The organism is Mixta gaviniae (genome assembly GCF_002953195.1).
Taxonomy (GTDB): domain Bacteria; phylum Pseudomonadota; class Gammaproteobacteria; order Enterobacterales; family Enterobacteriaceae; genus Mixta; species Mixta gaviniae.
Window position 1 is genome coordinate 4,025,818 of sequence record NZ_CP026377.1, and the last position, 12,131, is coordinate 4,037,948.

A 12,131-nucleotide genomic window follows, 5' to 3' on the forward strand; every position below is an offset into this window, starting at 1 on the left:
AAAGAGGCAGGAACCTTTCCGGCAGGAAAAGTCCCTGCCGGGGTGAGTTAACGTCCGGTTATTCGCAGCGCCCCCTGCGGGGTCACCTGCGATAACCTGGCCTGCAGCCTGCCACAGGCGTTCAGAAAGGTTTGATGATCTTCAGGCTTCGCCCGCTTACAACTGATGAAGGCCGCCTGCTTTAGCAGACGCACGGCGTTTTCACGCCAGCGGCAGAGTTCATCAGGCCCGACACAGGCATTGAAGTGACAGACTGCACTCGCCAGAAGCTGATCGGCTTTCTGGCGGTACTGCGCGACTTTCACCCGGTCAGTCGCTGCGGTGAGCACCTGTATCTGTGTGTCGGTAATCAGGATCCTCAGGTCCGTCCTGCCGGACAGTACAGAGGTGGCTACCGCGTCGCTTATCGACAGTGATTCAATGAAATCATCGCCGCCGGCAAGCAGGCGTGCCGTGTCGTACCAGTCCTCATTTTTCTGAGGGTGACACCCTGTGGCATACGCAATACGCGGCACCGGATCGTTGCCCTGCCAGGCACCGGTGGCCGGCATAAGATAAACACCCTCATCCTTTGCCAGGTGAAGCTGACCTCCCTGCATGCGGGCGGCCAGCAGGACGTTCGTCAGGTCTTTGTTGTCGAAAAAAAGCATGGGGCTCTCCTTTAAAAACGGGAGAGCCGCCCCGTCCGGAGTGATCTCTCCCGACGGGGTTAAAGTCAGTACTGTTTACAGCGCGTCAGTTTTTTCCGCGACCCGCTTCAGTTCATACAGCTGAAATTCAGCCTCCGTAAACGCATTCCAGTCGTCGTTGCTCAGCACACGCTCACCACCGCAGAGCAGCTGCAGCAGCAGGGAATCAAACGCGTCACCACGCACCGGCGTTTTCAGTACCGGCTGAGGCGCGGTCAGCGTCGGCTGCTCAGGCAGGCCGAGATGTCGCTCAATCCAGCGTAACGGTAACGCCCAGCTGCGGCCTTCGTCAGAAGAATGTATCCGAAAGCTGCCCGGACACAGGTTATGCAGCAGGACCATCACAATGCGTGCAAAGAAATCGCAGGGCTGATGCTGAAAATCCAGCTCCTGGATACTCAGCGTATTGCGGTTGCGCTCACGCTCAATCGTCATGTTGACCGGCCAGACACTGCCGCCTGTGTCGCCACAAAACGCCATGACATCAGCAACCGGAAAGAGGTCAGCCGCGCGATTAAGCGACGGCAGATACGTATTCCCCGGACGCAGACGCACCGGCAGTTGCCAGAAAGTTTCTGTGACGGCCAGAACGAAAGCATGCCAGTGTCGCAACGGAACCGTGCTGACGTGCTCGATGGTGTAGACAACCGACATGGAAGCCGGCGAAGAAAACAGGTTTTTCATCGATAAATCCTCCGCGAATAAAAAAGGGGGGATTTATCCCCCGGACGGGAGTAAATCCCCGTCAGGGTGTGTTCTTTCTGCTGGTTACATCCGTTCGAGAGCCGCTATAGCCCGATCACACCGGGCATCCTGGATACCTTCATCCACGGCCTTCTCCCAGAAGGGCCGGTTAATTTCTTTTCCCAGCTCGTCCAGCGTGAAGAGCAAATTTTTAGACGTATCAGGCAAAGGCGGAATATCGCCTTCCCCGAGTAAAAAGACAAACCAGCCATAAGCTGTGCCGGTGCCAATGATGGAATCTTCCAGAAACGTCAGTTCATTCGGTTCATCCCGGTCCGTATGAAGATCGAGACGCTGGAATGCCCTTATGCTCAGAAGTTCACTCTCAAGCAGGCAAAGCCAGCTGAGCGTGTCCAGTGGAGTTTTAAGCGTATAAACGTCTGTGTGCATGGGTATATCCTCAGGTAAATAACGGGATATTCCCTCCGACGGAGAGATATCCCCGTCAGGGTCCACAACATTTTTTGACCGGCGTTCATCAACCGATCAGTTCAGTGCATATGAATCAGATTGCTCCTGATACACATATTCAGGATTAAAGCGCAGGCTTTTCAACGCAGCTACCGACAGTGGATCTACGGAATTTATGCCCGAAACGGCCACGCCATCCAGTATGTCGCCAGCCTCCACCCGGGGAGAATATCCGTAATACTGACACCATACACAGAGTTCGGGGTCAGCCGGATCACAATCACCGAGCGGTGCGACAAAAACCTGTTCGCCACAGGAGACGTTATCTCTGAGGATTTCGCCCGGATGAAAACACCACTTACGGGGCCATACTGAGCGGGACATACATCCCGTCGCGTCTCAGACATCGACAGAATACGGAAAGTGACATCGTGCAGTGCTTCAGTCATGAGAATGCCCTCCGGAAAGAAAACGGTAGCGCAGGTGTGCCAGATGCTGTGCCTGACGGCAAGCATGGCGGTATGCGTTTCGACGACCTGTTATTCCCTCAGGAAAGGAAACCGGCAGGCGGTGAAAAACATACTCGGCGCGGTGGCAACCTGTACGAACGGTAAGAAAGACGTTAACGCCCTGGTCTTTGACAGAAGTGATGTGCGCACGGACGGCATAATTGCCCGAACCGTTGACATACCAGCTGCTGTTGCGATGCAGATAAATGAAAGATTTCAATCTCCGGACAGCTGCGTCAGCAGACTGCTGAAGCTGAGTAAGGAGATGTTCAGGGAAAACCGCAAAAGAGATGACAGACATGGTGTTTCTCCATAAAAAAAGGAAACACCTGCCCGACCGGGAAGTGTTTCCCGTCGGGGAGTCAGAAAAAACAACATTCTGACTGTCTGATAAGTTGAAATGACCTCAATCACTGTTCAGCGATATCCGTTTCCAGAGGTTAAACGGATTTACCACCCGAAGGTATCCTCTCTCAGGCTGCGAGGATTTTCCGGTCACCCGAAGGTGTTTCTCTCAGACCGGTGAAACGTTAGCTGCTAGTCACCCGAAGGCGCTCCTCTCAGACTGCCGGAGCATTAGCTGGTTGCATGTAGCAACAAGTAAGCCTGTCTATTTTCAGAGCAAATAGTGAACATGTCAACTGACGAACTGGCACAATATTGTCATTAACTTTTTTTAATAACAGTCCCTAGCCTACGGCTAAGATTATTTATACATTTTCGCTGACTTATATCCTAACTAAGGAAGGTGCGAATAAGCAGGTCATTTCTTCCCAAGCTGACTCGCTGATTAAAATTTCGCGGATCTGGGCCGATTTTTTTCCCGCAAACACATCGAATCAGCCTATTTAGGCTATTTTTTCCACCATTTCTGGCGTTATTTCCGGTTTTTACTGAGATCTCTCCCACTGACGTATCATTTGGTCCACCCGAAACAGGTTGGCCAGGGTGAATAACATCGCCAGTTGGTTATCGTTTTTCAGCAGCCCCTTGTATCTGGCTTTCACGAAGCCGAACTGCCGCTTGATGATGCGAAACGGGTGCTCCCCCCTGGCACGGATGCTGGCTTTCATGTATTCGATGTTGATGGCCGTTTTGTTCTTGCGCGGATGCTGCTTCAAGGTTTTTACCCTGCCGGGACGCTCGGCGATCAGCCAGTCCACATCCACCTCGGCCAGCTCCTCGCGCTGTGGCGCTCCTTGGTAGCCGGCATCGGCTGAGACAAATTGCTCCTCTCCATGAAGCAGATTACCCAGCTGATTGAGGTCATGCTCGTTGGCCGCGGTGGTGACTAGGCTGTGGGTCAGGCCACTCTTGGCATCGACACCAATGTGGGCCTTCATGCCAAAGTGCCACTGATTGCCTTTCTTGGTCTGATGCATCTCCGGATCGCGTTGCTGCTCTTTGTTCTTGGTAGAGCTGGGTGCCTCAATGATGGTGGCATCCACCAAAGTGCCTTGGGTCATCATGACGCCTGCTTCGGCCAGCCAGCGATTGATGGTCTTGAACAATTGACGGGCCAGTTGATGCTGCTCGAGCAGGTGGCGGAAATTCATGATGGTGGTGCGATCCGGCAGGGCGCTATCCAGGGATAATCGGGCAAACAGGCGCATGGAGGCGATTTCGTACAGGGCATCTTCCATGGCACCGTCGCTCAGGTTGTACCAATGCTGCATGCAGTGAATACGCAGCATGGTCTCCAGCGGATAGGGCCGTCGGCCATTGCCCGCCTTGGGATAAAACGGCTCGATGACAGCGGTCATATTCTGCCATGGCAGAATCTGCTCCATGCGGGAGAGGAAAATCTCTTTTCGGGTCTGACGGCGCTTAGTGCTGAATTCACTATCGGCGAAGGTGAGTTGATGGCTCATGATGTCCCTCTGGGATGCGCTCCGGATGAATATGATGATCTCATATCAGGAACTTGTTCGCACCTTCCATAATGCCCGATGACTTTGTCATGCAGCTCCACCGATTTTGAGAACGACAGCGACTTCCGTCCCAGCCGTGCCAGGTGCTGCCTCAGATTCAGGTTATGCCGCTCAATTCGCTGCGTATATCGCTTGCTGATTACGTGCAGCTTTCCCTTCAGGCGGGATTCATACAGCGGCCAGCCATCCGTCATCCATATCACCACGTCAAAGGGTGACAGCAGGCTCATAAGACGCCCCAGCGTCGCCATAGTGCGTTCACCGAATACGTGCGCAACAACCGTCTTCCGGAGCCTGTCATACGCGTAAAACAGCCAGCGCTGGCGCGATTTAGCCCCGACGTATCCCCACTGTTCGTCCATTTCCGCGCAGACGATGACGTCACTGCCCGGCTGTATGCGCGAGGTTACCGACTGCGGCCTGAGTTTTTTAAATGGCGGAAAATCGTGTTGAGGCCAACGCCCATAATGCGGGCGGTTGCCCGGCATCCAACGCCATTCATGGCCATATCAATGATTTTCTGGTGCGTACCGGGTTGAGAAGCGGTGTAAGTGAACTGCAGTTGCCATGTTTTACGGCAGTGAGAGCAGAGATAGCGCTGATGTCCGGCAGTGCTTTTGCCGTTACGCACCACCCCGTCAGTAGCTGAACAGGAGGGACAGCTGATAGAAACAGAAGCCACTGGAGCACCTCAAAAACACCATCATACACTAAATCAGTAAGTTGGCAGCATCACCCGTTGGTCAGATGAATGCCATTCCCTTGACAGTTGAAAATTTATGAGAGAGTTAAAAAAACGCTCCCGGACGGGAGCGTAAGCCAGTGACTTCGGCGTCAAATGAGGGTCTAACAAGTGGAGCTGCGGGTTAATTCTGGGTGATCTGGCTGCGATGCTTTTCAGCCTGCTGCTGATGAATAACGGAAGATTGACCATTATTCGCCTTCTCATGCACAACAGCGGCTTTCTCATGCTCGTTCATTTCGGAAAATGATTTTGCTGTTTCGTTAGAAGCTGCTGGCTTGGATTTCATCATTTTTTTATGCATTTCAGCCATGTCCTGATGGGCAGCAGAATTGCCGTTTTGCATCATTTCATGGGACATTGCGGCCTGATCGTGACCGCTCATATCCATCATTTTCATGCTCTCCCCCTGAACTGCACTTTTTTCAGCGGATGATTGCATCTGATGGGCAGGCGCCTGGGCATTATTTACCTGGTCATGCATGTTCATTGTCTCTGCAGCCCAGGCAGATGAAGCGACAGCCATCATGGCAATAAAGGATACAAGGATCTTTTTCATGGTTGGGTCTCCGGTGTTTTCATACCCGAACAATCAATGCTTATAACAGAGAAAGCATTTGATCTCAGGGCTGGTTGATCATCATGCTAGGAACCGGGCGATTGAATTATCACGCTGTCCTGATTTATGGCTGATTATAAAAAACCGCCTCTGTTTATCGCGTGACTGAACGATGACATTTTTGTCACCTTCCGGGTTTCTCCTGAATAACGGTATTAATCCATTAACAGACGCACACTGAACACAATTTCCCGCCCCTGCTGTTCTGCTGACAGCTCGCCGCCGTGAGCATGAATGATCGACCTTGTAATTGATAATCCCAGCCCCGCGCCTTCCGTGTTGTAGAACCTTGATGAGTCTGCGCGATAGAACCGGTCAAACAAACGTTCCAGATTAGCGGGAACCTGGCCGGATATCGTATTCGTAATCATCACGTTCACACAGTCACTGTCACGCTCAAGGTGTATCGCTGTACAGGTGTTATCGGGAGAATACTTGATTGCATTGGAAAGCAGGTTACTGAAAGCACGTCGGAGCATATCGCTGTCTCCGGCAACAACGCCCTCTCCTTCAACCGTGATTGTCTTTCCTGTTTCGTCTGCCAGGGGCTCGAACAACTCACGTAATTCATTCAGTTCGGCTGCCAGATCCACATCATGTTTATCCAGCCGCAGCAGACCATGCTCTGAACGTGCCAGAAAAAGCATGTCACTGGTCATTCGTGACAACCTTTTCAGTTCTTCCAGGTTAGCGAATAAAATTTCGCGGTAATGCGAAACATCCCTTTCCTTAGCCAGTGCAAACTGCGTCTGCATCATCAGATTACTGACTGGTGTGCGCAGCTCATGCGCGATGTCAGACGAGAAATCTGACAGTTTCCGGAATGCCCCCTCCAGGCGATCAAACATATTATTGAACTCCTGCATGGTCTCAGAGATTTCCGGCGGAGCCAGATCGGGATTTAGACGCTGATCCAGGCTGTGTACGGTCATGGAGGAAGCCAGACTGGTCATTTCCCGTAGCGGTTTCAGACCAATACGTGTGGTCAGCCAGCCCAGAAAAACAGAAATAAAGACCAGACCGATATTGAACCAGAACAGCCAGGTACTGAGTTTGTCCATAAACAGGGTGTGATACCCAGTATCCGTGGCAACCGTAATGATGACATGTTTGCTTTTACCCTGTTCCGGCGTCACGGCAACCCGCCGCGAGATACTGCGGTACACGGTGTTATTTTCTTCCGTCTGGATCATATAGTCGAGAATATCACCCGACTTATTAAGCAGGACCGCTGGAACAACAGAATTTTTGGCATAGAGTTCAACAATTTTTTCATTTTCCATGTTTTTTATAGAAATGAATAAGCCATTGTGCCCCACCATCGCATCGTTTATTTTTTCTGATAATGACTTAATATCCGTTTTGTTCCTGAACGTCTCTGTTTTAAGAAACTCTTCGGTGAGCTGAAGTTTACCTGTCAGAAAATCGCGGTCCTGATTATCGAAATAGCCATTAAGGGTGCTAATCAGGATAAAACTTGATAACCACCATACCGTAAGCATCACCGCAGAAAAAATCAGGCTCAGGCGTGTGGTCAGGGAAATTTTGAACCTCACTCTTCTCTGATCTCCAGGACATATCCGGCACCGCGAACGGTATGGATCAGTTTTGGCTCAAAGTCATCATCAATTTTACTTCTCAGACGTCTCACGGCGACATCAATCACATTCGTATCACTGTCAAAATTCATGTTCCAGACCAGGGACGAGATAAGACTCCTGGGTAACACTTCTCCGGTGCGTTGCAGCAGCAACTCAAGCAGAACGTATTCTTTACCGGTGAGATGGATCTTCTTCCCCGAACGGATCACGGTCCGGCGCACCATATCAACGGTCATATCGGCGATGGTGCAGACTGTTGCGGCCTGCGAGCGTGCCCGGCGCAGTAGGGTTCTTACACGTGCAACCAGCTCCGTAAAATCAAAGGGCTTAATCAGGTAGTCATCTGCGCCAAGCTCCAGTCCTTTCACTTTGTCCCGCACGTTGTCCTTTGCGGTTAAAAACAGGACCGGTTCTTCGTGCCCGGACTCCCTCAGTGCGCTGATGATTTGCCACCCGTCGAGGAAAGGCAGCATCACGTCCAGTATTATCAAATCATACTGTCCCTTCGACGCGGCCCCGAGACCATCGCGGCCATTATTAAAGAGATCGGCCTGATAGCCTTCCTCAACCAGTCCCTGCTGCAGGTAACGACCTGTTTTTTGTTCGTCTTCAACGATTAAAATACGCTGCATGGTCAACTCGCTGATATGAAAGTAAAAATCTCACGCATGAGCTTTGGCTGTCCCCTAGCTGACCTGAGACGGAGCAAGCATTCCGAGCCACGCTACGGCGCCCAGAATGATAATCGCAACAACGAATTCTGTCAGGATGCTGTTTCGCATCAGGGCAACGCTGCGATCATAATTCCCTTCCCTGACCATAACTTCAAGCCGGGGACCCAGGTGAAACCGGTTTGCTGCAGCCAGAAGAAGCATCAGAACAAACAGAGCCGTCTTGGCAAGCAATATCCTCCCCCAGGAACTGTTGAATAAGGGAGTTAAGTTACCCTCAGCAATATACAGATAGTTGACCAGCGCACTCAGGATCAGGGCTACAACAATCACCGTTCCTGCCGTGGCAAATTTTGCCAGGGAGTCAGATATCACAATGACGCTCTGTGCATTATGCTCGTTTCTGCGCATCAGCAGGATAGCAAATGCAACCAGAGCACCTGTCCAGGCACCTGCAGCGCCGAGATGGGTCAGATCGCTCAGTAAATGGAGATAGTAATGCAGACCGTCATGCATAACGGCGTGTCCTCCCCAGGCAAGTGTAGCCAGCGCCACGCCCCCACTCATCGTCATCAGCAGGCAGGACAATACTCTCTTATTAGTGTAAAGGAACAAAGCACCGAGTGTGGTAAACAGGGCACAGAGCCTGACAATCCAGCTAATACCCACATCAGTTTCTTCTATCACCATCTCGATAACATGGATGGATAATTCTCTGAGGTCAGTTACTCCACTCATGGCATTAGATACCAGGAGCATATTAATGCCAGTAAGAATGATGCCTGTAACAACAGCAAAGGTTATAAACGACCTGAAATTAGTCAGGTTATAGGTTTCATGTCTGACACCGCTTATTCCATATATCTGAAAAAATGGCAATCCAAATATTACCATCAAATCCAGATAAAGAAGAAAACGAATAACAATCATAATCAGGTCGTTCATAATATTACTTCACTGTAAAGGTGTAATTACCGGTAATAGGGTGCGTATCTGAAGAAACCGCGCGCCAGTCAACACGATAAGTGCCAGCGGGTAAAGGCTCTCGCGGAATAATGACCATCGATTTAGGGTCAGCGCCTGGCGCCACTTTTGCCGCGACCGGCATCGGAGAATGTGATGACATGCCTTTCATACCCGTCATCGTTAATTTTGCACCTGAGAATTTCACGGTCAGATTTTCCGAGAAATTAAGCTGAATCTTTTCCGGGGCCGCTACGGCTGAATCAGCCTGTGGCACAGAGCTTTTTAATTCCGGATGGGCCATAGCAGAGAAAGCAACGCCCATAACGAGGCCACCTGTAAGAATGGCTTTATTTAAAATCGACATTTTATTTACCTGTTTAGTTGAGTGTTTTATATCAGTGCGTTAAAACCAGATTCTGGCTCCCGCCAGGAATACTACCTGATGGTCTTTCTCACCTTCTCTTTTCGCCATATCGGATGTTTTCCCGTAAAGTTGATTCCAGGAAACGCCTATATAGGGTGCAAACTCACGGCGTATTTCATAGCGCAGCCGGAGCCCCAGCTCTGTGTCAGTCAGTCCCCTGCCGCGACCCCGCGATTCATCATCCTGACTGTAGAAATTCACCTCATAGGATGGCTGGAGTATGAGCCGGTTAGTCAGTAAAACGTCGTATTCTCCTCCCAGACGAAGGGCTGCTTTTCCGCCATTACTGACAAAACCCGAAATTTCAGACTCAAAATTATAGAGTGCCAGCCCCTGAAAACCGACAGCAGCCCAGGTCCGGGCAGAAGCAGGTCTGAAATCCTGCCTGACACCCGCAACCAAATCCCACCATGGGCCAACCGCATGTCCCCAGAGTAACTGCGCTTCAGCCGCCTCCGTTTCCCCATTGCTTCGTTCACCTTCACTCTTTAGCCAAATCCGATCTGTGTCGCCTCCAATCCAGCTGTTAACACTCCAGCTGAAATTGTTGGTGTTATCCGACCGTTGCCATTCCAGTTGATCCAGCAGAACCAGATAATTAATCGCACTGTCGTGAATCGCATGCCCCTGTAAATTGCCGAATGCAGCCTTCCGGTCGGCATCGGTAACAGGCGGAATTGGCGTTCTGCTCTCAGTTACAATGGGCTCCATTGACGTCATCTCAGTGAAATTCTCATCTGCTGGCATCTGCATGGCAGACATGTCGTGCCCGGCGTGGGGATCTGCAGAGACGGAGCCCGCCGCAATAGAAAGCTGTGAGGTAAACAAACCGGCGACCAGAACAGGTATGGCCTTCAAATTTCTCTTCATTCGCATCATTCCTCCACCCGGACTTCACGAAACATTCCCATTTCCATGTGATAGAGCAAATGGCAGTGATACGCCCAGCGGCCAAGCGCATCTGCTGTCACTCTGTAACTGCGTTTTGTACCAGGGGGAACATCTATTGTGTGTTTACGAACCATGAAATTACCGTTTTCATCTTCCAGATCGCTCCACATACCATGCAGGTGAATGGGGTGAGTCATCATGGTATCGTTGATCAGCGTGATCCTGAGCCGCTCACCGTATTTCAGCAGCACCGGTGCGGCATCTGAAAACTTGATTCCGTTAAATGACCAGGCAAACTTTTCCATGTGGCCGGTTAAATGCAGTTCTATGGTACGGCCAGGTTCACGTCCGTCAGGATCCTCAAAGCGGCTTTTCAAATCCGCGTACGTGAGAACCTTTCTTCCGTTATTTCGAAGACCAATACCCGGATCATTTAATTTCGGAGAGACGCTCATCGCCTGCATATCAACCAGTGGGTTATCCGTTTCTGACGCAGGATGACTTTGCATACCCGGCATTCCGGCCATCCGGGAATGATCCATACCGGCCATGCTGCTGTGATCCATGGGCGCGGAGGATGTCCCGCTATCCGGAAGGTCAGCACCGTCCATAGACATCATCTCTCCGCTGTTATCCATGCCTCCCATCTGGCTGTGGTCCATTCCTGCCATATCATGTCCCATTCCCCCCATACCCATGTCTTCCATGGTCAACAGAGGACGGGGATCGAGGGGGGAACGGCAGCACTTAACCCCTCTCTCGTGGCCAGTGTCCCTCGAGCGTAACCGGTCCTGTCCATGGATTGTGCGAAGATGGTATAGGCCTCACCCTGAGGCTCCACAATGACATCATAGGTTTCGGCAACGGCAATCCTGAATTCGTCAACGGTAACCGGGTTTACATACTGGCCATCTGCAGCCACGACCGTCATTTTCAGCCCGGGGATACGGATATCGAAATAGGTCATTGCCGAGCCGTTGATAAACCGTAAGCGTATCTTTTCACCGGGACGGAACAGTCCGGTCCAGTTTTTCAGCGGGGCCTGCCCGTTCATGAGATAGGTGTAGGTGTAGCCACTGACATCCGCGAGGTCAGTCGGATTCATTTTCATTTCAGCCCACATTTTCCGATCGGCAATGGTGGCTGACAGCCCCCTGGTATTCACGTCGCGGAAAAAAGAGCCAACGGTTGGTTTATTGAAATTGTAGTAATCCGACTGTTTTTTTAATTTTTTCAGCAGGCTGTGAGGATTTTCATCGGTCCAGTCAGACAACATGACCACATGCTCACGATCGTAAGCAAACGGTTCTGGCTCCCTGGCATCGATGATAATGGCACCGTATACCCCCTCCTGTTCCTGCAGACCGGAATGGCTGTGGTACCAGTAAGTCCCGTTCTGCTTAACCTTAAAGGTGTAAACGTAGGTATCATCAGGCTCTATGCCCATAAAACTCAGCCCCGGAACACCATCCATATTGGCCGGAAGAATAATGCCGTGCCAGTGAATGGACGTCTGTTCATTAAGACGGTTTTTGACCTTCAGGGTAATGGTGTCACCTTCTTTCCAGCGAAGAACGGGCCCCGGCAGGCCTCCATTGATTGTTTTGGCCTGACGCTCACTGCCCGTGATATTGACGGCCGTTTCACCAATGGTCAGGTCAAACTGAGTACCCTGCAGGGATGCGGCAACTGGCAGGCTCAGACTGGAACGCGCATTGAAACTCCATACGCCAAGACTTCCGGCTACGCCAGAGAGGGTTAACCCCTTCAGGAAAGTTCGTCGAGACGTTTTCAACAGCATGCGCATTCCCTTATTTAAAGTATGGTTACTGACAGAATTCGAGAACCGATTTAAATTAAATTACTGGTTCATCCACTACAATGAAATGAATCTAGCACACCTTAAGAAACAAATTCATTACAATCGTGTAAT

Annotated in this window: 12 protein-coding genes and 1 pseudogene; all 13 read right to left on the reverse strand. The window is 50.9% G+C overall.

Annotation, left to right across the window (positions count from 1 at the left end):
• Positions 1-47: 47 nt before the first annotated feature.
• The 13 genes and pseudogenes from C2E15_RS18870 to pcoA all read right to left on the reverse strand — a co-directional run bounded on the left by C2E15_RS18870 (position 48) and on the right by pcoA (position 11,999).
• Positions 48-650 (reverse strand): DUF3085 domain-containing protein, encoded by a 603-nt coding sequence (locus C2E15_RS18870; RefSeq protein WP_006781404.1) that lies wholly within the window; start codon positions 648-650, stop codon positions 48-50.
• Between the two features lie 75 nt (positions 651-725).
• Positions 726-1,373, reverse strand: coding sequence for a hypothetical protein (locus tag C2E15_RS18875; RefSeq protein ID WP_006781402.1), 648 nt, complete (start codon positions 1,371-1,373; stop codon positions 726-728).
• A gap of 84 nt (positions 1,374-1,457) precedes the next feature.
• On the reverse strand, positions 1,458-1,823 hold the full coding sequence (locus C2E15_RS18880; protein WP_006781400.1) for a hypothetical protein: 366 nt from the start codon (positions 1,821-1,823) through the stop codon (positions 1,458-1,460).
• Between the two features lie 462 nt (positions 1,824-2,285).
• The gene (locus C2E15_RS21795; RefSeq protein ID WP_154283625.1) at positions 2,286-2,654 is read right to left on the reverse strand and encodes a hypothetical protein; all 369 of its coding nucleotides are present in this window, start codon (positions 2,652-2,654) and stop codon (positions 2,286-2,288) included.
• A 589-nt stretch (positions 2,655-3,243) separates the two neighbouring features.
• Positions 3,244-4,224 carry an IS5-like element ISKpn26 family transposase gene (locus C2E15_RS18900; protein WP_020899206.1) on the reverse strand — a complete coding sequence of 327 codons (981 nt, stop codon included), beginning with the start codon at positions 4,222-4,224 and terminating at the stop codon, positions 3,244-3,246.
• Positions 4,221-4,966 (reverse strand): IS1-like element IS1B family transposase gene (locus C2E15_RS18905; RefSeq protein ID WP_223151193.1). Its coding sequence is split into 2 segments (ribosomal slippage): positions 4,221-4,717 and positions 4,717-4,966, totalling 747 coding nucleotides; the frame shifts between segments, so codons are not numbered across the junction. Before C2E15_RS18905 ends, C2E15_RS18900 begins: the two co-directional genes overlap by 4 nt.
• Before the next feature lie 184 nt (positions 4,967-5,150).
• Positions 5,151-5,585, reverse strand: coding sequence for a copper resistance system metallochaperone PcoE (pcoE, locus tag C2E15_RS18915; protein ID WP_004388336.1), 435 nt, complete (start codon positions 5,583-5,585; stop codon positions 5,151-5,153).
• A gap of 215 nt (positions 5,586-5,800) precedes the next feature.
• A complete protein-coding gene (gene pcoS, locus C2E15_RS18920) occupies positions 5,801-7,201 on the reverse strand; it encodes a copper resistance membrane spanning protein PcoS (protein ID WP_006785898.1) in 1,401 nt (466 codons plus the stop codon).
• Positions 7,198-7,878 carry a copper response regulator transcription factor PcoR gene (gene pcoR, locus C2E15_RS18925; protein ID WP_001188930.1) on the reverse strand — a complete coding sequence of 227 codons (681 nt, stop codon included), beginning with the start codon at positions 7,876-7,878 and terminating at the stop codon, positions 7,198-7,200. The genes pcoS and pcoR overlap by 4 nt, the downstream gene beginning before the upstream one ends.
• Before the next feature lie 54 nt (positions 7,879-7,932).
• A complete protein-coding gene (pcoD, locus tag C2E15_RS18930; protein WP_229692861.1) occupies positions 7,933-8,811 on the reverse strand; it encodes a copper resistance inner membrane protein PcoD in 879 nt (292 codons plus the stop codon).
• A gap of 55 nt (positions 8,812-8,866) precedes the next feature.
• Positions 8,867-9,247 carry a copper resistance system metallochaperone PcoC gene (gene pcoC, locus C2E15_RS18935; RefSeq protein WP_000025662.1) on the reverse strand — a complete coding sequence of 127 codons (381 nt, stop codon included), beginning with the start codon at positions 9,245-9,247 and terminating at the stop codon, positions 8,867-8,869.
• A gap of 39 nt (positions 9,248-9,286) precedes the next feature.
• Positions 9,287-10,177 (reverse strand): copper resistance outer membrane transporter PcoB, encoded by an 891-nt coding sequence (gene pcoB, locus C2E15_RS18940; protein WP_006785895.1) that lies wholly within the window; start codon positions 10,175-10,177, stop codon positions 9,287-9,289.
• A gap of 5 nt (positions 10,178-10,182) precedes the next feature.
• Positions 10,183-11,999 (reverse strand): annotated as a pseudogene (pcoA, locus tag C2E15_RS18945) (multicopper oxidase PcoA).
• Positions 12,000-12,131: the final 132 nt, after the last annotated feature.

Bases quoted from the DNA above. Each gene is read 5' to 3' on its own strand.
- C2E15_RS18870 (WP_006781404.1), bottom strand. From the start codon at position 650: ATGCTTTTTTTCGACAACAAAGACCTGACGAACGTCCTGCTGGCCGCC.
- C2E15_RS18875 (WP_006781402.1), bottom strand. From the start codon at position 1,373: ATGAAAAACCTGTTTTCTTCGCCGGCTTCCATGTCGGTTGTCTACACC.
- C2E15_RS18880 (WP_006781400.1), bottom strand. From the start codon at position 1,823: ATGCACACAGACGTTTATACGCTTAAAACTCCACTGGACACGCTCAGC.
- C2E15_RS21795 (WP_154283625.1), bottom strand. From the start codon at position 2,654: ATGTCTGTCATCTCTTTTGCGGTTTTCCCTGAACATCTCCTTACTCAG.
- C2E15_RS18900 (WP_020899206.1), bottom strand. From the start codon at position 4,224: ATGAGCCATCAACTCACCTTCGCCGATAGTGAATTCAGCACTAAGCGC.
- pcoE (WP_004388336.1), bottom strand. From the start codon at position 5,585: ATGAAAAAGATCCTTGTATCCTTTATTGCCATGATGGCTGTCGCTTCA.
- pcoR (WP_001188930.1), bottom strand. From the start codon at position 7,878: ATGCAGCGTATTTTAATCGTTGAAGACGAACAAAAAACAGGTCGTTAC.
- pcoD (WP_229692861.1), bottom strand. From the start codon at position 8,811: ATGGTAATATTTGGATTGCCATTTTTTCAGATATATGGAATAAGCGGT.
- pcoC (WP_000025662.1), bottom strand. From the start codon at position 9,247: ATGTCGATTTTAAATAAAGCCATTCTTACAGGTGGCCTCGTTATGGGC.
- pcoB (WP_006785895.1), bottom strand. From the start codon at position 10,177: ATGAAGAGAAATTTGAAGGCCATACCTGTTCTGGTCGCCGGTTTGTTT.